This is a genomic window from Hymenobacter sp. H14-R3, assembly GCF_030063445.1.
Classification (GTDB): domain Bacteria; phylum Bacteroidota; class Bacteroidia; order Cytophagales; family Hymenobacteraceae; genus Hymenobacter.
The window spans coordinates 58,103-76,793 of record NZ_JASITD010000010.1 but is presented as its reverse complement, the minus strand read 5'-3'; the positions used below and the strand labels follow the sequence as shown (position 1 = coordinate 76,793).

Sequence of the window (18,691 nt, the reverse complement as noted above, 5' to 3'; positions counted from 1 at the left end):
AGTTAGCACTGCCCAACGTTTGAACCGTGCCAGACATTGCCGCCACCCGCTGCGGCAGTGTCCGGCTTCTTCCTGTCTACTTGGTTTTATTTATGGCTAACTGCTCGTCGCTCACGGGCTTAATGGCCGCGCCAGCCAAAAAGCAGGGGCGGCAGCGGGCCTCGTAGCTATCGGTTTCGCCCAGCAAAATCTGCTTTTCGCTGGCCGCAATGCGGTACGAGTAGGCGGCCAGCTCGCCGCAGCACACGCACACGGCATGCACCTTGGTTACAAACTCGGCGGTGGCCAGCAGGGCGGGCATGGGGCCGAAGGGCTGGCCACGATAATCCATGTCCAGCCCGGCCACAATAACGCGTATACCACTATCGGCCAGCTGCTTACATACTTCCACCAGGCTCTCGTCGAAGAACTGGGCCTCGTCGATGCCCACCACGTCGGTGCTGCCCCCGGCCAGCAGCAGGATTTCGGCCGGCGACTGCACGGGCGTGGAGCGGATGCTGTTTTGGTTGTGGCTTACCACGTCTTGGGCGTGGTAGCGAGTGTCGAGGGCGGGCTTGAAAATCTCGACCCGCTGGCGCGCAATGCGGGCGCGGGTGAGGCGGCGAATCAGCTCTTCGGTTTTACCCGAAAACATGGAGCCGCACACGACTTCCAGCCAGCCCCGGTGACGCGGAAAGTCGGACAGGCGGCGGGGCTCGGTGAACAAAGGGTGAATGGGCGAATGAGTGGATGCGTGAGCGCGTAATCCGGCTAGCGGTCGCATTCGCTCACTATTAAAACGGTATCTTCTACAAAGTACGGCATCGCCTGCCGATGTCGCGCCACCAGCTGCTCCGCTACGCGCTTGCTTCCCCCACCCGGGCCTGGCAGGCCAGGCGCTCGTGCTCGCCGAGGCGGCCGGCGGCACGGTAGCGTAGCTCGGGGGCGGTGGGCGGGCCAAGGGTTTCGGCCCCGGCCAGCACGCGCACCCGGCAGGTGGTGCAGCGGCCCTTGGCTCCGCAGGCGTGCCACCAATCGTGGCCGGCCGCATGAATGGCAGCCAGCACGGTGCGGCCGGCGGGCACGTCGAGTGGGGGGCCGGGCAGGCCCGCAATGGTCAGCAGGGGCATTTTGTGGCTAACTTGGCACACGAAACCGGCCTACCGGCCGGCCCACGCTATGGAGGACAAATATAGCCTCGCCAAGTGCGAGCAATACGGCCGCCGGCTGGCTACCCGGCTCGGCCAGCAGTTTTTTGGGGCGCAGCCCAATGCCACACTCGATGGCCCGGCGCTGCTGAAGGTGACGCCCATTCGGCAGGTAAACCTGCTGGTGCTGCGGCAGTTGCTGGGCCGCTGGCAGCAGGAAGCCAGCCAGTTGCGCAGCCCTTACTTCGACTTTGAGGCGGCACCCGTGCGCGCCGCGCTGGGGCAGTTTATGAACGTGCTTTCGCGCCATATCCGCCTCGACCGGGCCGCCTGGGAGCCGCTGCTGGCCCAGGCCATTGCAAGCACGCTGGTGCTGGCTACTAACCCTGCCGCGGCCTTCGAGCGCCTGCTGCTGCCACCCGCCGGCCCCGAGGCCGACGACGAGGTACCCGTGGCTGCCCTGCGCGATTACCTGCGCTACTTCGACCAGGCCAAAGGATTTTTTGAGGGCTTTGTGAACAGCCTGCCCACCGGCAACGCCCCGCTCAGCCGCGACTTTCTGCGCCAGCGCTTCGACCTCTACCAGGCCGCACACCACCAAGAATTGCCAGCCTTAGCGCAGCTGATACTGGAGTTCAACCCCCTACTGCCCCTCACCGAGGCCGACCTTTGGGACGACGGCCCGGCCAAACCGGCCGCCACGGCCAGTGCGCTGGCCGCGCCGGTAGCCGCCCACCCGGTAGCGCCGCCTGCTCTCAAGGCGGCGCCCGCCATAGCGCCGCCCACCGCCGAGGTAAAGCCCGCACCGGCTCCCGTGGCCGAGCCGACCGTGGTGCCGTCCGTTAGTGCGCCCCCCGCTCCGCCCCTACCGGAGGCCCCAGCCCCCACGCCGGCCGAAGCCCCACTCTACGCCAAGCTCAAGGCAACCCAGCCCACCACCACGCACCTGGCCGACACCCTGCGCGAAGCCGCCCAGGGCGGCAACGCCACGCTGGCCAGCCGCGGCGCGCCCAAGGTAGTGAGCCTGCGCGAGGCCATCTCCATCAACCAGCGCTTTAGCTTTATCAATGAGCTGTTTAACGGCGAAAACATGGAGTACCACGCGGCCATTCAGCACCTCGACGCGCTGCCCGACGTGGAGGCCGCCGTGGCCTACGTGCGCCAGAAGCTGAGCACGCAGCACGACTGGAGCCGCAAGGAAGAGCACGTGGGTAAGCTGCTCAAGCTGATTGAGCGCAAGTTTGCCGGGGAGTAGCAGGCTGGGCTGGGCGGCCGCCCGGCGCTGGCTGCTGCCCTGGGCCCTGGCGCTGGGCGTGCTGCTCAACGCCGCCTATCCCCTGTACCGGCACTACGATTTTTCGCACTCGCTCGACACGCGCAGCTACCTGCGCCTGGCCAGCGGACGCCTCGACAGCGTGAACGTGACGCGGCGCTACCGCCTGCTGGTGCCACTAGCCGCCGGGGCGCTGGCCCGGCCGCTGGCAGTGCTCGGCGACCCGGCCGGTTCCACGCGGCCGGCCGGCGAGTGGCCGCTACGGCTGGCTTTCTACCTGGTTAACTGCACGTTGCTGGGGGCGGCCGGCGCGTGCTTCTACCGTGGGGCCCGGCGGGCGGGCGCGCCAGCCGGCGCGGCGGCGCTGGCGCTGGTGGCGGTGCTCAGCAGCCGCTGGGCGGGCTACGCGGCCGGCCTGCCACTCACCGACAGCCTGTACCTACTGGTTTTTGGGCTGAGCTACTACGCCGCCCGGCGCGGCGCGGGGGCGGGCTGGGCCGTGGCCGCAGCGCTACTGGTAGGGCCGCTGGCCAAGGAGTCGTTCGTGTTTTTGCTGCCGTGGGTGGCCTGGTACGGCCGGCGGGCGCTGGGCTGGCGGGGGCAGGCGCTGGCGCTGGGCCTGGGCCTGGCCGCTTTAGCAGCCGCGCACTACTGGGTTGATAAAGCGGCCGGCGCAGCCCCCAGCACCAGCGTAACCAATGCCCTATCGCACGTCGAAAACTTCACTTACTCTTTGCGGCGGGCCTTGTCGGTGAAAGGCGGGGCCGAGCTGTTCAGCATATTTGGCTTATTCTGGCTGCCGGTGCTGGCGGCCCTGGTGCGGCCGGCCGGGCGGCGGGCGCTGGCCCCGGTGCTGGGCGCGCCCGAGGCGGGGCTGCTGGTAATAGTGGCCGTGCACATGCTGCTCTCCGGCGACCTGGGGCGGATGGGCTACTTGCTGGCCCCGGTTTTCACGGCTGCGCTGGCGTTGGCGGGGGGGTGGGTGCTGCAAGTTGGGGCAGCCCGTGCAGTGCCAGCGCTAGCAGCAGCGGCCACCCCGGCACCAGAAAGCGCGCCGCCCCCAGCGGACCAGTAAGCAGCGCCAAATACCCCAGCAGGGCAGCCGCCAGCCACCGGCCGGCGGGCGCACCAATCCGCAGCCAGTCTGCCCGGCCGGCGGCACTTGGCGTAGCGGGGCGCAACAGGCCGCGCAAAGCCAGCACCAGACGTAAGGCGTTGGCTAGCAATGTTATCAGTAGCAGGGTAACCAGCGGCATAGACTGCCCGGCCAGCCCCCGCACCACACCGGCTACGCCCTGGCCCCGCAGGGCGGCGAGCAAACCAGCGGACTGGTTTTTTCCCCAAAAAACACTCATATCAAACCGGCCGGGGTCAATAAAAAACGTTATCATTCCTAGCAAATGCTGCCCCGCGTAGCGTAGCGGGTAGCGGCGCAACATGGCCACGGCTGCCGTCTCTATGGAGGCTTGGCGCGCCCCAAAGGAGGGCTGCGCATTAGCTACCCGTAGCGTTTGGGCCACCCAGGCCTCTTCTGCCGCAGGGCCCTGCGCCTGGCGCAGCACGCCCGCCGCGTTGTAGTGCAGCAGGTTGATGGTGCTGATGCTGGAGAAATGCAGGTAGCCCGTACGCTGCCAGTTCCAGCCCATATAGCTGAGGGCCAGCAGCAACGGCAGCCCTCCTACCAGTAGCAGCGCCGGGCGGTGCCGACGCCAGGCCAGCCAGCTGGCCATGGCCAAAAACACCACTGTAAACGGCGCACAAACCGGCTTCAGTAGCCAGGCGGCTACCAGCAAGGCGGCCACCCCCACCAGGTAGCCCAGGCGCCCGGTACGCGCGAAGCCCCCCGCCAGCCCTACCCCCAGCAGCAGCACGGCTTGCAGCGGCAGCTCGCTCATGAGGGCATTGGCGTAGATAAACTGCGCCGGAAAGCTGAGGACCAGCCCCAGCGCTGCCAACCACGCGCCGAGGCCCGGTGGCCGGGCCCGGCGGGCCGCCCACCCACTCAGCACCGCCGCCAAGCCGACTATGCTCAGCATATTTTGCAGCAGCAGCACCCCTACTGGCGCGCCCAACAGCCACAGCAACGCCGGGTAGCCCGGCGGCCGAATACTAAACTCCTGCACGGCCCGGCCGGTGGGTAGGCCCGCTGGCCAGGGCTGCGCATAGAGCTGCCCGCGCTGCCCCATGTTCTGGGCAGCCTGCACGTAACGGCCAGAGTCGGGGAAGCAGTAGTGGCCCGTGCGCAGGGCATGCGTGGCGGCCAGGCCGTGCACTAGCAGCAGCACCAGCCACACGCCTCCAGGTAAACTGAGCCAGCGGCCGGGGGCCAGCAACCTAACAAGATTCTGCATGAGTTGGCGGGCTTGGGGGGTAGGCAGCCGGGATGTCGGGCAAGCTTTAGCTTACCCGACAGAATCTTATAAATTACTTACTATCAATAGAATACTCAATACAAGGCCCAGCTACTGGTAAGCTAAAGCCCACTCTACGTAGGGCTTACGCGGCGGGTACCTGCGCAAGCAGCCCGCTTTTGCGCCGCCTAGCGCACCAGGTCCTGCTTGCGGTGGGCATCGAGGGCCAGCAGCGCAAAAAGCAAAATAGTAAACGACCACAGCGACGAGCCGCCGTAGCTGAAAAACGGCAGCGGAATGCCCACCACCGGCATCAGGCCCATCGTCATGCCCAGGTTCACGGTGAAGTGCACGAACAGGATGCTGGCCGCGCAGTAGCCGTAGGTGCGGCTAAACACGGATTTCTGGCGCTCGGCCACCAGCAAGATGCGCCACAATAGCGTGAGATAGAGCCCGATAACCACCAGGCAGCCGGCCCAGCCCCACTCCTCACCCACGGTGCAGAAGATGAAGTCGGTGCTTTGCTCGGGCACAAAGTCGAACTTGGTTTGGGTGCCGTTGAGGAAGCCCTTGCCAAACCAGCCGCCCGAGCCAAGCGCGATTTTACTCTGCGTCACGTTCCAGCCCTTACCCAGCGGGTCTTTGCCGGGGTCGATGAGCATTTCGATGCGCTGGCGCTGGTGGGGTTGCAGCACGTTGTTGAAGAAGAAATCGACCCCGAATACCATGCTGATAACCAGCGCCCAGGCCCCCAGGCTCAGCGGCAGGTGGTGGCGCCACAGCCGCGAATTCAGCAAAAACGCCACGGCCAGCACCACCGTGAAGCCGCCCACCAGCCACAGCTTGGGCACTAGCAGCGCCAGCAGCAAAATAATGCCGCCCGCCGCCAGCAGCAGCAGGATAATCGGCGACATGCCCTCGCGGAAATACGCCAGCAGCAGCGCCGCAAACACCAGCGCCTGCCCGGTTTCGTTGCTGGCCAGGATGAGGGCCACCGGCAGCAGCGTGAGCCCGGCCAGCACGGCCTGGTCGCGCCAGTTCTGGTTGCGCAGGTTGATGCCGGCCATGAAGCGCGAAGCAGCCAGCGCAGTGGTAAACTTGGCAAACTCGGCCGGCTGCAAACGCACCGGCCCAAACTCCAGCCACGAGCGCGAGCCCGCAATGGGCCGCGCTACCACCAGCGTCACCAGCAGCAGCACTATCATACCGCCGTAGAGCACGTAGGCCAGCGTGTCATAGGCCTTATAATCAACCACTAGCAGCACCGCGATGAGGATTACCGCCGTGCCCATCCAGATGAGCTGCTTGAACCAGTTGAAAGCCATCAGCTCCGAAAAGCTGAGCGCGGAAAGCGGGTGGGCCGGCGCATCGGGCGAGTAGCTGGCCGCGTACACGGCCACCCAGCCCAGGCCCACCAGCACCAGGTAAATAAGCAGCAGCGGCCAGTCGATGCTACGCGAGGAACGGGGAGTAACGGGGGACATTAGGAAACTTTGCGCAAAGGTCGGCAGGGCGGGCACGAGTTTGGTACGGTGCCGCGCCGCCGGCCAAGCTACCAAACGCTGAACCCGCGCGAATAATATTTTTTTTGCAGTAGGCACGCGCCACGGCGCGTGCCCTCGCTCACCAACCGGGGCCGAACTAGTAGGCGCCAAACGCGCCGTGGCGCGTGCCCCCCGCACCACCTGAAGGCAGCTAAACCACCACCCTGGGTCTTTATTGGCCGGCCGGCTAACCCGGGGCAGCCTGTTTAGCTAAACAACTCATTAGCAATATTTTGCAATAATATACCCGCATCTTCTATTTCCGCTGCCTGCTGGCCTGGGTAAAAGCCTTCTCTGAAGGAGAAGCCCCCGTACACATCTACCAGGCATAAAGCCAGGCGCTTGGGCACTTCGGTGGCCGGGGCGTAGTGGCTGGTGAGCAGGCGCAGCGCGGCTACCAACGCCGCGAAGCGCGGCTTATCCAACCCCAGGCCCTGGCGCAGCTGCGCCGGGATAGCGCCGGGCCCCAGCAGGCAATCGCACACAACAGCCAAGGCTTCGGTTGCCGTCATAAGGTTAGGTCGCTTTAGAGGGGCCGGCTGTTATTAGTGGTGCGTGGGCGCGGTGCCGTACATCACCCAGTTTTCCCAGCGCTGGCGGCCGCGGCCCACTTTGCCACGCAGGTATTTTTCCATCATGAGGCCGGCGGCGGGGGCGGCAAACGTGCCCCCAAAGCCCGCGTTTTCGATGAAGACGGAGATGGCGATTTTGGGGTCGTTGGCGGGGGCAAACGCGCCGAAGGTAGAGTGGTCAGGGCCGTGCGAGTTTTGCACGGTGCCGGTTTTGCCGGCCACCGAAATGCCGTACTGCGCCAGGCTGGCAAACGAGCCGGTGCCGCCGCGGCCATCCACCACCTGCTGCATGCCGGGAATAACGTACTTGAAAAGCGTGGTGTCGACGGCCGTGTAGTGGCGCTGCTGGTACTCGGGTAGCGGCTGGCCGCTGGCCCCAATGCCGCGCACAAAATGGGGCGCGTAGTAGTAGCCGCGGTTGGCAATGGTGGCCAGCACATTAGCCATTTGCAAGCCCGTAATGCCGATTTCGCCCTGCCCGATGCTGAGCGAGTACACCGTTTTGTAGTTCCAGTGGTGGTAGCCGCGCAGCTTGTCGTAGAACTCGGGCGAAGGGATGAGGCCGCGCTTTTCGTGGCCCATGTCCACGCCCAGGCGCTCGCCGAGGCCAAAGGTTTTCACCATTTTTTGCCACTGGCCCAGGCCCAGGCGGGCATCCTCAAACTTGTTCTTGGACTGCCCGCGCATGATTGCCGCCCGCATTACCTGGTAGAAGTAGGGATTACAGCTGTTTTTGATGGCGATGTTGAGGTTGCTGGGGTACTCGTGGTTGTGGGTGCAGCGGATGAGGTGCTGGTCGCAAGGAAAACCCGTGCTGGCATTTACTACCCCTAATTGCATGGCCACCAATTCGTTAACCATCTTAAATACCGAGCCCGGCGGGTAGGTAGCCATCAGGGGGCGGTCGAAGAGCGGGCGGTCGGGGTTGCGCAGCAGGTCCATGTAGCGGTTGCCCATGCCCTTGCCGGTCAGCATTTGGGGCTCGAAGCGCGGGGCCGACACGAAGCACAGGATTTCGCCCGTTTTGGGGTCGATGGCCACAATGGAGCCGCGCCGGCCGGCCAGCAGCTTTTCGCCGTAGGCCTGCAAGCCCGCGTCGATGCTCAGGTGCAGGTCCTGGCCGGCCTGCGAAAGCGTATCGAACTGCCCGCCGCGAAACGGGCCCTTGTCGATGCCCCGCACGTTGACGAGCCGGTACTGCACGCCGCGCCGGCCCATGAGCACGGGCTCATAAAACGATTCGAGGCCCGAAATACCCACGTTTTCGCCCGGCGCGTAGTGCGCGTACTTGGGCGCTTCGAGCAGCTTGGGCGTGATGGAGCCCACGTAGCCCAGGGCGTGGGCCAGGTTTTGGGTGCGGTAGGCGCGGGCCATGCGCGCCTGCACTCGGAAGCCCGGAAAGCTGATGAGGTTATCCTGAATGGCGGCCAGCTCGGGCGTGCTCAGGTTTTGGATGAGTGGCGAGGGGCGCACCCGCGAGTAGACGCGGGCGGCGCGCAGCCCCAGGCGCAGGTCCTCCAGGGGCAGCTGCATCACCTGGCAAAACCTGGCCGAGTCGAGGTGCTTCACCTCGCGGGGCACCACCATGAGGTCGTACACGGGCGTGTTGGTGACGAGCAGCGAATCGTGGCGGTCGTAGATGAGGCCGCGGTAGGGCACCTGCACCTGCCGCTGCAAGGTGTTGCGGTCGGCCGCCGTTTTGTAGGAGTCGTCGAGCACCTGTAAGTAAAACAGCCGGCTCGCAAACAGCACCCCCACGAGGGTAAAAATTGCCAGCACCACGTAGCGCCGGCCTTCCAGGTATTGCATAGTTCAAAGTTACAACTGCCTTAACGGGGGACGGTGCCGAATCATTCACTGGTTGAGCTTACTGGCCCGCGGGGCCCGGCGCGAGGCTGCCACGCCCGCGCCAGTACCTTTGTGGTTTCACCCTCTGCCCATGCCGCCCCTCGTCACCCCTACTACCAACACCGCCTTTGCCGGCCTCATTTCGGTGGTAGCGCCCTTGTATAATGAGGCCGACACCGTGGCCCAGCTCGTGAGCCGGGTGGGGGCCGTGATGCAGCAGCACGGCTACGACTACGAGCTGATACTGGTGAACGACGGCAGCACCGACCGCAGCTGGACCATCATGCGCGAGCTGGCCGCCCACGACCGCCACCTGGTGGCCATCGACCTGGCCGGCAACTACGGCCAGACGCTGAGCCTGCGCGCCGGCTTTGCCCAGGCGCGGGGCGAGGTCATCATTGCCATGGATGGCGACTTGCAGCACGACCCGGCCTACATTCCGCAGTTTATCAGCCTCATCAACGAGGGCTACGACATGGTGGGCGGGGCCAAGGCCAAGCGCCCCGAGGGGCCCATTGCCACGGCGCTGGCCACCACGGCGCACGGCATCATCCGGCGGCTGTCGGGGGTGCAGCTGCGCTACTTTGGGGCCACCTACAAGGCCTACCGCAGCTACCTGGTACAAAACGTGGAGATGCTCGGCGATGCCCACCGCTTTTTGGGCGCGTTGGTGGCCCGCAAGAATTTGCGCTACTGCGAGTTTCCAATTGAAATTCACGAGCGGCAGTTTGGACAGAGTAACTACAAGATTAGCAAGCTTTTCTACGTTATTCTGGACCTGTTTATTCTGCGCTTTTTCATTGTGCACTCGCGCAAGCCATTCCGCTTGTTCGGGCTCTCGGGCCTGCTGTGCCTGCTGCTGGGCGGCGGGCTGGCGGGGCAGTTCCTGGTGCGCTCCATCTTTTTCGGGCTCAACATTGAGGCCCGCTACCCGCTGGAGTTCATCTTCAGCCTGTTCCTGATAATGGCGGGCATCTTCCTGCTCTGCTTCGGCGTGCTAGCCGAAATCGGGATGTATAACTACTACTCGCGGCGCACGCGCAAGCCCTACGTAGTGAGGCATTTAGCAGGAAATAAGGATTAACTGCCCTGGCGATTGGCGCGCGGCAATCGCCAGGGCAAAATGCCTCATTCACCATGTTAAAAAAGCTCATCATCAACTGCGACGATTATGGCTGGGACGCGCCCGCTACCCAAGCCATTCTGGAGCTGGGCGCGGCCGGGCAGGTGAGCAGCACCACCGTGATGGCCAACTTTGCCAGCGCCGCCGAGCTGCGCGAGTTGCGGCAACTGGCCTCCCCTACCCTGTCCGTGGGCCTGCACCTTACTTTGAACGCCGGCCAGCCCTTGAGCGCCGCCTCGGCCGTACCCTCGCTAGTAAATGTTGATGGTCAGTTTTATACCTCCAGCCAGCTGTGGCAGCGCTACCTGCGCGGGCAGGTGCGGCGCGCCGAATTGAAAACCGAAATAGCCGCTCAGCTGCACCGTCTGGCCGGGGCCAGCCTCGTGCTCACGCACGCCGATAGCCACCAGCACCTGCACCAATACCCGCTGCTAGGGCCGGCGCTGCTGGGCATTTTGCGCGAGCTGGGCGTGGGCCGGGTGCGCCGCCTCACGGCCGCCGGCCGCCGCGACGGCCGCGGGCTGGTGCTGCAAGCCTTCGCCCGCAGCAGCAGCCATGCCCTGCGCGGCTTTGCGGCGCCGGGCGCGCTGGTGAGCACGTTTTCGACCGAGCCGGCCAGCGCGGCGGGCTTTCGGCGCGGGGTAGCCGCCGCCTTTCAACAGCATGATTTAGTGGAGTTTATGAGTCACCCTGGCCTGAGCGAGCGGGCCGGCTCGCCGCTGATGCGAGTGCCGGAATATGCTTTTTGGCGCAGCGGCGCGGCGCGGGAGCTGCTGCGCGAGCTAGGCGGCGAGCTGGTGAGCTACGCGGCGGTGTAAGGCCAATGTTTAGCCTGCCTTTGGTAGCTAGCTTTATGTCAGGCATTTGGCCTATCCTCCCCTTACCGCAATGCAGGATTATCTAGAGCCGGTTAACGGCTATTTTACCGGGTACAGCCACGCTTACCATACCCGGCTGCGCCAAACGTTGCTGGCCGATTTTAGCGATACACCGCTGGCGGGCCTCGTCGTGCTGCCTTCCTTTGGGATGGAGTACGCGCTGTGGGTTGGCCAGGACTGGCAACGCCATTACGCCGTTTGCCGCGTAGCAAAGGCAAGCATCTGGCAGGCTATGCGCCGGCCCCTGGATGCGCCGGTTACCTTCGCTACCCACAACGCGGAGTTGCCGGCGGCACTGGCCGAGGCGCTGGCGGCGGTATGCTGGGCTGCCCTGGGCCAAACCCGCTACGCCGAAAAGCCCGGTATCAGCCTCGATGGCACATACTGCTATTTCACTGCCTTTCAAAAAGGCAGTGGCTTTCGCACCGGCAAAACCTGGTCGCCCCCGGCGGCCTCCCGGCTGGCTGACTTGCGGGCCCTGGCCGAAACGCTTATCCAGCGAATCACGAACCCAACTAACAATTCGCCGACCTGGGCTGCTGAGTTAACCAAAGCCGCCATTGCCTTGCAGGCTAGGTTCGACGCTGCGTAGTGCGATTTCCGGGTAGCGTACGCCTGCCTGGTTGCCACTGGCCAGTGCTATTTTGAAAACCGCTTCAGCTAGCCATTCTTGCCCATTTTTACCCCCGCCCCTACCAGCGACACCAGCGCCGTAATCACGTAGAACAGCACGCTCACGCTTACCGCCACCGGCACGCTCAGAGCAAATAGCTTGGCTCCGTATAAAAACGTGAGCTCCCTGGCCCCCAGCCCACCCACCGTGAGGGGCAGCACCGCCGCAATACTCGACGCCAGAAACACCAGCAGGTAGGGCAGCACTGGTCCCTCGGCCGCGCCCAATGCCGCCAGCAGGGCCCAGGCGCACAGCACCTGCGCGCCCTGCACCCCCAGCGCCTGCCACGAAGTGCGCCCAAACACCCACCGGAACTCGCCAAATAGCCAGCGGCCCAGCCCGTAGCTCAAGCCCAGGCCCAGCGGCACCAGCGCCAGCGCGCCGGCCTGCCACCAGCCGGGGTAGTCGGTGGCCGCAAACAACCCCAGCAGCAGCACCAGCAGCGCCACCATGCCGCTGAGCCTATCCAGGAGCAGGGCCCGAAAAATAACGCCCCGCCGCCCCGGAAACTCGCGGCCCAGCAGGTACACTTTATAGCCGTCGCCCCCGATGCCGCCCGGTAAAAACAAATTGTAAAACATGCCCAGCCAGTACAGCCGCAGGTTGTAGCGCTCGGTAAGCTGAATAGCAACCGTGCGAAAAAACGTATTGAGCCGCACCGATGCAATCAGCTTCGAGAGCGTGAAGAGTGCCGCCGCCAGCAGTAGCCACCCCGGCCGAGCCCGCCGCAGGGTGCGGGCCAGGGCCGGCAGGTCGAGGTGGCGGGCCACCAGCCACAGCGCAGCGGCCATAAACAATAGCTTGACTACCAGCAGTATATGCCGCCGCCAAGCTGGTGCGCTGCTAGCGGCTACTTCGTCGGAGGCGGCGCTCATGGCAGTTGAAACTCTACCACCCGGAAGGTGACGTGGGCATCAATGGTAAAGCGGTCGAGCGTGCGGTAGCGCAGGCCGTGCAGGTAACGCTCATCAATAATATACAGAACGCCGGGGCGCAGCGGCAGCGGGGCGTAGGTGAGCGTTTCGCCCCGCTCGCGGGCAATGTAGAAGGCCTCCACGTTGTCGAGCGGGCCCCCGTGGGGATACATCACCAGGGGGCGGCCCTTGGTTTCGCGGCCCACCCGGATGGCGGCCGTGCGGTAGGCCACCTCGGCCGAGGTTTGCATGCGGGCCGGGAAGATGAAGATATCGAACCCCACCCGCAGCACCAGCAGGTAGTAGGCTAGCACCAGCAGGCGGTAGTCGGCCAGCCGCCAAAACAGGTAGGTGCCCAGCGCCAGCACCGCAAACAGGCCCAACGTCCAGGCCAGCGCGCCCGGCACCACCCGCGTGAGCGCCACAAAAGGCAGAGACAGTATTCCTAACGTGCAGATTATCAATAATCCTAGCAGAATACTGTCGAGCCAGCGCGTGGGGCGCGTACCAGCCGGTTGGTACTGCGCATACAGCGCAATAACTACCGTGAGCCCCAGCGGCACCAGCATAAACAGGTAGCGCGGAATGGTGGCCGGCGACAGCCAGTACACCGGCAAAATGGCCAGAAACAGCAGCGCATTGTAGCGCAAAAACGGCTGCTGCATCACTAGCCGGCGCGCCCCCGGCACCAGCAGGCAGCCCACCAGCAGCGACCACGGCAGGAAGTGCTTGATAAAATCGAAGGGAAACAGCAGCACGTACTGCACCGAATCGGCCAGCGGCTGGGCGGCCACCGTGCGCTGGCTCGACTGCGACCACAGCGTTTGCAAGGCCACTTCGAGCGAGTTGTGGCGGCTGTACACGAAGAAATAGGCGCCCACAATACTCAGCATCACCGCCACACCCAGCACGTGCTGCCAGCCGAATAAGCGCCGCCACTGCTTGGTATCGAGGCAATACACCAGCAGCGCCAGCCCCTGAAACACCACCGAAGGCAGGCCCTTAAGCAAAAAGCCCACCGCCGTGAGCGCGTAGGTGATAATGAACAGCCGCGCCCACTGCTGGCGCTGCCCCAGGTACCACACGGCCATAAAGGCCAGCCACGTCAGCCCCGCGTGCCACAGGTCAATCAGCCCCAGAAATGAATCGTAGAACAGTACCCGGCCGGTAGTAGCAAAAGCCAGCGCCACCGTAAAGGCCAGGCGGCTACCCAGTTGCGGGCGCAGCACCCGCCACAGCGCGGTGGTGTAAAGCAGCAGCGCCGCAATGGTGGGCAGGCGCAGCACCCACTCATCTTGCCGCCCCGTGAGGCGAAACAGCGCAATGAGCAGCCAGTTGAACAGCGGCGGCTTGTTGTAATAGGGCAGGCCCAGCAGCGTGGGCGAGAAGAAGTGGCCCGAGTAGTGCATTTCGAGCGCCACCAGCGCCCGGATGGGCTCATCGACCAGCAGCGGCTGCCAGCCCAGGTGCACAAGCAGGGCGGGCAGCGCCAGGGCCAGCGTGAGGGCCGCCACCCACCACGGCCGCTGGCTAAGGGCACTAATTACCCGGCGGGCTAACGATTCTACCACAAGTTTGGTTAAGTTGGTCAGGGGCGTTCCTGGTAGGGGTTGGGCCGTTGGCGGCCCCGCCGCTGCAAAGGTACGCCCCCCGCTGCCGGGCACTTTACGGCCCGCGGGCTCCCTATCTTTTCGTAAGTTTGGTTTATGTCGTCTCCCTCCGCTCCCCCTGCTCCCGACCGCCTCACCCAGACGCTGCTGCGCCACGGCCTGCGCCAGACGCCCGTGCGCCGGGCCGTGCTGGCTGCCCTCAGCGGCAAAGGCTACGCCCTCACCGGGGCCGAGATTGAGCAGGAAATCGGCACGGCCACCGACCGCATCACGCTTTACCGCACGCTCAAAAGCTTTGAGCAGCAAGGCCTCATTCACCGCGTCATCGACGACACCGACGTGCTGCGCTACGCCGCCTGCTCCATCGAGTGCTCGGCCGATGCGCATTTCGACAACCACGTGCACTTCAAGTGCGACGTGTGTAGCCACACGTACTGCCTGAGCCAGGTAGCCATTCCGGTGGTGCAGCTGCCCGGCGGCTTCCAGGCCCAGCGGCGCGACTTCCTGCTCTCGGGCACCTGCCAGTTTTGCCAGAGCTAAGCCCGCTCAGGTTTTCACCAGAAAGCTGGTTGTCCTTGCGAGCGAATTGCTACTTGCTCACTGTTAACTGCTAACTGATATGTGGTGGACCTACGCCCTTCTTTCTGCCGTGTTTGCGGCCCTTACGGCGGTGCTGGCCAAGGTGGGCATCAAGGGCGTCAGCTCCGACCTGGCCACGGCTATTCGCACGGTGGTTATTCTGGTGGTGGCCTGGGGCATCGTGTTTGCCAAAGACAACCCGGCCGATATTTTCACGCTGGCCCCGCGCACCTGGCTGTTTCTAGTGCTATCGGGCGTGGCCACGGGGCTGTCGTGGCTGTGCTACTTCCGGGCCTTGCAACTGGGCAAGGTGTCGCAGGTGGCCCCGGTCGATAAGCTGAGCGTGGCGCTGGCCATTGGCCTGTCGGTGGTATTTCTGGGCGAAACCCTCACGCTGAAAGTGGCGCTGGGGGCCACCCTCATTGTTGGCGGCACGCTGGTACTCATTCTGTGAGGAGCGCTCAGTGAGAAGCCGTTACGTAACCAGCGCAAACGCAAAAAGCGATTAGCAGCCGAGGCTACTAATCGCTTTTTATTAAACGGGAGTGGAGAATATCGGAGTCGAACCGATGACCTCTTGCATGCCATGCAAGCGCTCTAGCCAACTGAGCTAATCCCCCGTTTTTGGCTTTACCAAGGTGCCTATTGCGCTTTGGTTTAACAAAAGTACGGTAGTTTTCGGCTTATGCAAGCGCCAGGGGCAACATTCTTCGCAACTACCGCAGAATCAGGCCCAAAAAAAAGAGCGGGGAAATTTCCCCGCTCTTTTTAACTCAGTTGGTACCGCAGTGCTTAGTTGAAGCTGTAGCGTACGCCCAGCTGCCCCTGCCAGCGCGAACCCAGGTTCGAGAAGTCATACGAGCGGTTGGTGGTGGCAAATGAAGCCGGGAGCGAGAAGGTCGGCTGCACGTTAGGACCGGTGCTCTCGGCGCGCAGCAACTCAACTGCCTGGTTCGAGACGAAATACTGACGGCCCCAGTTCTGGTTGAGCAGGTTGCCGAGGTTGAAGATGTCGAACGTAATCTGCAGGGAGTTCTTCTTGCCACCGGCCATGAAGTTGAAGTCCTGGGCTACGCGGATGTCTACCTCGTGCGTCCAGGGCAGGCGGGCGGCAAAGCGCTCGGCTACCTGGCCGCGGTGGGTGCTCAGGTAAGGGTCGTTGTTGATGAAGGCATCCAACTGGTCCTGCACCTGGGTTACCGTGCGCGAATCATTCGAAACCAGGCGAATCTGGTTGAGGTCGCGCACATTGGTCGGGATGTAGAGCAGGTCATTGCTGTTATTACCGTCGCGGTTCAGGTCTCCATTCTGCCCGTAGATATACGTTATCGGCTGGCCCGACAATCCTTCGTAGAAGGCAGTGAAAGTAGTAGCCATTGCGCCGCCGGCGTAGTTAAAGGTGTAACCCGTGCTGGCGATTACGCGGTGGCGCTGGTCGTTGCGCGAGTAGCCCAGCTCAGGGTTATTGGGGTCGTAGGCTACTTGGTTGAAGGCAAAGTTCGATGAAGCCGTGCTGCTGCCGCCGCTGTTGATTTCCTTGGATACACCGTAGGTGTAGGCCGCCGTAGTGTTCAGGCCGCCCACGAAGCGCTTCTGCAACTGGAAGGTAGCGTTGTAGCGGTAGCCCTTGCTGGTGTTATCGAGCAAGTACACGTTGGTGTAGCTTTGGTTAGCCCGGCGCAGTGCGGTGGAAGCCGCGTATACCGGGCGCTGGTCGGGGCCAGCCAGGCGGCCCACGGGAGCCGTCAGGTTCAGGTCCTTATAGTAGATATCGTTAATTGTCTTGGTATAAATACCCTCCAGCGTCGCTACGATGTCGCCCGGCAGGCGGAAGTCCACGGCCAGGTTAGAGCGCCACACCTGCGGCAGCTTGAAATCGTTGCGCACCAGGTTAATCTGGGAAGTGCGCAAGGAGTTATAATCGGAGGCAATCTGCCCCGGCGTGAGCCGCACGAAGGGCAGCGTGGGAGAGGCCGGCACGGCGGGCGAGGTGGGCGTAGCCGGCATGGCGGGCGTACCAGTCTGGTCAACCGCACCCTGAATCAGGCCACTGTTGGTGTAGCTGTTCGACAGCCATACGAAGGGCACGCGGCCGGTGAAGATGCCCGTGCCACCGCGCAGCTGCACTTTTGAATCGTTGTTCACGTCCCAGTTGAAACCAACGCGGGGCGAGTACAATACTTGGCCGTTGGGGGTGTTGCTGGTGCGGTACTGGTCGCCAAACTGCGCGGCTACTCCTTCGTTGTTGCCGGGCTTGTCCACAAACACGGGGATGTCGATGCGCATGCCCAAGGTCAGGCGCAGGTTCTCCACGGGCGTGTACTCATCCTGCACGTAGAAGCCCAGCTGGGCCGCCTTGAAGCGGGCCTCCCCACCATTGGTCAGGGGGTAGCTGGCTTGCACGCGGGTAGACAAGCCATTCTCGAAGTTCTGAATGCCCGTGCGGTAGGCAGGGGTATTAGGGGTGCCCGTATCGCCAAACAGGTAGTAGCCGGCCCCGTTGTTCAGGAACAGGTTGCGAAACTTGTATCCCTCGTTGTGGGTGCCCACCGTGAAGGTGTGCTTACCGTAGGCTTTGGTCAGGTTGTCGGTAATCTCCACAATGTCCTGGTCAAGCTCGTTGCCCACCGAGCTGCGCTCCTGGCCCAGGCTGTAGGTAATGCCGTTGGTCTGAATCTGGTAGGCCGGGCCGGCCGCCCCCACCACGCCGCGCGAGTCGCGGATGGCGGTATAAGTCAGAATCAGCTTGTTGGAGAAGCCGCCGCCAAAGCGCGAGTTCAGCTCGGCCACCGTGCTGTTGGTGAGGTTGTTGAACTGGTAGGCGTTGTTGCCAAAGCGGAAGTTGTTGCTGGCACGCGTGAGGTTGTCATCAAACGCATTCACATAGTTGTGACGCAGCGTCAGGGTGTTATTTTCCGAGAGGTTGAAGTCGAAGCGCAGAAAAATCTTGTTGCTCTGGGTGCGGCGGTTGAAGTTGCCGTAGCTGCCCACGTCGTAGTTGTCATACTGGGCCGTGTTGGCGGCCGTGGCAATGCGTTGCAGGTCGGCCACGGCAATTTTTGAGTCGGGCGTGCCGGGCTGGAAGCCCAGCGGGGCGCTCACGCGGGCAATCTCGCCGTTGAGGAAGAAGAATACCTTGTCCTTCACCAGGGCGCCACCGACCCGAAAGCCAGTCTGGTAGTTGTAAAACTCATCGAGCTTGGTGCGGGGCTCGTTCACGCTCTTGCCGGCCGAGTTCTGGTTGCGGCCAAAGCCGTAGATAGAAGCCGAAAAGTCGTTGGAGCCCGAGCGGGTTACGGCGTTAATGCCGGCCCCGGTGAAGCTGCCCAGCGTCACGTCGTAGGGCGCAAGTACTACCTGAATCTGGTCGATGGCATCGAGGGCAATGGGGTTAGTACCCGCTTGCCCGCCGGGAGCACCAGTGGTACCCAGGCCAAAGATGTCGCTGTTCACAGCCCCGTCGATGGTGATGTTGTTGTAGCGGTTGTTGGCCCCGCCAAACGACGAGCTGCCGCCGCCGCCGGCCTGCGGCGTGAGGCGGGTGAAGTCGGTAAGCGAGCGGCTCAGGGTGGGCAGCTGCATAATCTGCTCGCGGCTCACGTTGGTGGCAGCCCCAGTGCGGCCAGCGTTGATGGTGGGGTCGGGGCGACCGGTCACGACCACGTTGCCCAGCTCGGTGGTGGAGGTACTGAGCGGAAAGTCCAGGCGCAGATTAGCGCTCAACGCCAGCACAATGTTGCTGCGGGTGCCATCCTGGTAGCCCACAAACGACACCTTAATCGTGTAAGGACCGCCCACGCGCATGCCCTGGATGTTGTAGCGGCCGTCGGCGTTGGTACCAACCCCGTACTGGGTGCCAGTGGGGGTGTGGATAGCCAGCACAGTGGCACCGGGCAGGGCCTCCCCCTTGCCGTCGGTTACGATGCCATTAATAGAAGCCGTAGTGGCTCCCTGCCCCCAGCCCAGGTGGGCCGTCAGCAGCAGCAGCAGAAGCAGGGTAAAGTGGCGTAAAGGTAGATTTCTCATAAAATGAAAAAAGGGTAAAGGCTCACAGTTGCCAAGAGGCTGCAAAGATAAGCAGTCCTGGCAAGCATTCACCCCTTCATCATCCAAACGCTATCCTACCCCAGCAACAGAAGCAAATGCCCGCCAAAAGCATTTAGCAACGATTATAATGTTTTTAGTTTACTGATTATCAA

Annotated in this window: 15 protein-coding genes and 1 tRNA gene; 6 read left to right on the top strand and 10 right to left on the bottom strand. The window is 63.5% G+C overall.

All coding sequences use genetic code 11. From position 1 onward, the window contains the following. Positions 1–76 precede the first annotated feature (76 nt). Both QMK33_RS11055 and QMK33_RS11050 read right to left on the bottom strand, forming a co-directional pair. Positions 77–706, bottom strand: coding sequence for a thymidine kinase (locus QMK33_RS11055; RefSeq protein WP_283564644.1), 630 nt, complete (start codon positions 704–706; stop codon positions 77–79). Between the two features lie 130 nt (positions 707–836). Continuing rightward, positions 837–1,109 carry a 2Fe-2S iron-sulfur cluster-binding protein gene (locus QMK33_RS11050; RefSeq protein ID WP_283564643.1) on the bottom strand — a complete coding sequence of 91 codons (273 nt, stop codon included), beginning with the start codon at positions 1,107–1,109 and terminating at the stop codon, positions 837–839. 49 nt (positions 1,110–1,158) lie between these two features. Between QMK33_RS11050 and QMK33_RS11045 the strand changes: the two genes are divergently transcribed. After that, complete coding sequence (locus tag QMK33_RS11045) at positions 1,159–2,382, top strand: DUF8457 domain-containing protein (protein ID WP_283564642.1); 1,224 nt, start codon at positions 1,159–1,161, stop codon at positions 2,380–2,382. 968 nt (positions 2,383–3,350) lie between these two features. On the opposite strand, the gene QMK33_RS11040 is transcribed toward QMK33_RS11045, so the two are convergent. The 4 genes from QMK33_RS11040 to QMK33_RS11025 form a co-directional block, all read right to left on the bottom strand. Beyond that, on the bottom strand, positions 3,351–4,751 hold the full coding sequence (locus QMK33_RS11040) for a hypothetical protein (protein ID WP_283564641.1): 1,401 nt from the start codon (positions 4,749–4,751) through the stop codon (positions 3,351–3,353). A 188-nt stretch (positions 4,752–4,939) separates the two neighbouring features. Then, positions 4,940–6,235 (bottom strand): rod shape-determining protein RodA, encoded by a 1,296-nt coding sequence (gene rodA, locus QMK33_RS11035; protein WP_283564640.1) that lies wholly within the window; start codon positions 6,233–6,235, stop codon positions 4,940–4,942. 266 nt (positions 6,236–6,501) lie between these two features. Beyond that, positions 6,502–6,807: a hypothetical protein gene (locus tag QMK33_RS11030; RefSeq protein WP_283564639.1), complete on the bottom strand. Its 306-nt coding sequence runs from the start codon at positions 6,805–6,807 to the stop codon at positions 6,502–6,504. 33 nt (positions 6,808–6,840) lie between these two features. Then, positions 6,841–8,676 carry a penicillin-binding transpeptidase domain-containing protein gene (locus QMK33_RS11025; protein ID WP_283564638.1) on the bottom strand — a complete coding sequence of 612 codons (1,836 nt, stop codon included), beginning with the start codon at positions 8,674–8,676 and terminating at the stop codon, positions 6,841–6,843. A 130-nt stretch (positions 8,677–8,806) separates the two neighbouring features. Between QMK33_RS11025 and QMK33_RS11020 the strand changes: the two genes are divergently transcribed. From QMK33_RS11020 to QMK33_RS11010, 3 genes are all read left to right on the top strand, one after another. Next, the gene (locus QMK33_RS11020) at positions 8,807–9,799 is read left to right on the top strand and encodes a glycosyltransferase family 2 protein (protein WP_283564637.1); all 993 of its coding nucleotides are present in this window, start codon (positions 8,807–8,809) and stop codon (positions 9,797–9,799) included. A 53-nt stretch (positions 9,800–9,852) separates the two neighbouring features. Further along, positions 9,853–10,656, top strand: coding sequence for a carbohydrate deacetylase (locus tag QMK33_RS11015; protein WP_283564636.1), 804 nt, complete (start codon positions 9,853–9,855; stop codon positions 10,654–10,656). 70 nt (positions 10,657–10,726) lie between these two features. Next, complete coding sequence (locus QMK33_RS11010; protein ID WP_283564635.1) at positions 10,727–11,308, top strand: hypothetical protein; 582 nt, start codon at positions 10,727–10,729, stop codon at positions 11,306–11,308. Positions 11,309–11,376: 68 nt separating this feature from the next. On the opposite strand, the gene QMK33_RS11005 is transcribed toward QMK33_RS11010, so the two are convergent. Together QMK33_RS11005 and QMK33_RS11000 are read right to left on the bottom strand one after the other, a co-directional pair. Beyond that, a complete protein-coding gene (locus QMK33_RS11005) occupies positions 11,377–12,264 on the bottom strand; it encodes a lysylphosphatidylglycerol synthase transmembrane domain-containing protein (RefSeq protein WP_283564634.1) in 888 nt (295 codons plus the stop codon). Beyond that, positions 12,261–13,874, bottom strand: coding sequence for an ArnT family glycosyltransferase (locus QMK33_RS11000; protein WP_283564633.1), 1,614 nt, complete (start codon positions 13,872–13,874; stop codon positions 12,261–12,263). The genes QMK33_RS11005 and QMK33_RS11000 overlap by 4 nt, the downstream gene beginning before the upstream one ends. Positions 13,875–14,009: 135 nt before the next feature. Between QMK33_RS11000 and QMK33_RS10995 the strand changes: the two genes are divergently transcribed. Together QMK33_RS10995 and QMK33_RS10990 are read left to right on the top strand one after the other, a co-directional pair. Beyond that, a complete protein-coding gene (locus QMK33_RS10995; RefSeq protein WP_283564632.1) occupies positions 14,010–14,453 on the top strand; it encodes a Fur family transcriptional regulator in 444 nt (147 codons plus the stop codon). Between the two features lie 79 nt (positions 14,454–14,532). Beyond that, the gene (locus tag QMK33_RS10990; RefSeq protein WP_283564631.1) at positions 14,533–14,946 is read left to right on the top strand and encodes an EamA family transporter; all 414 of its coding nucleotides are present in this window, start codon (positions 14,533–14,535) and stop codon (positions 14,944–14,946) included. Between the two features lie 92 nt (positions 14,947–15,038). Here QMK33_RS10990 and QMK33_RS10985 read toward each other — a convergent pair. Together QMK33_RS10985 and QMK33_RS10980 are read right to left on the bottom strand one after the other, a co-directional pair. Next, positions 15,039–15,112, bottom strand: a tRNA-Ala gene (locus QMK33_RS10985). A gap of 172 nt (positions 15,113–15,284) precedes the next feature. Further along, positions 15,285–18,518: a TonB-dependent receptor gene (locus QMK33_RS10980; RefSeq protein WP_283564630.1), complete on the bottom strand. Its 3,234-nt coding sequence runs from the start codon at positions 18,516–18,518 to the stop codon at positions 15,285–15,287. Positions 18,519–18,691 lie beyond the last annotated feature (173 nt).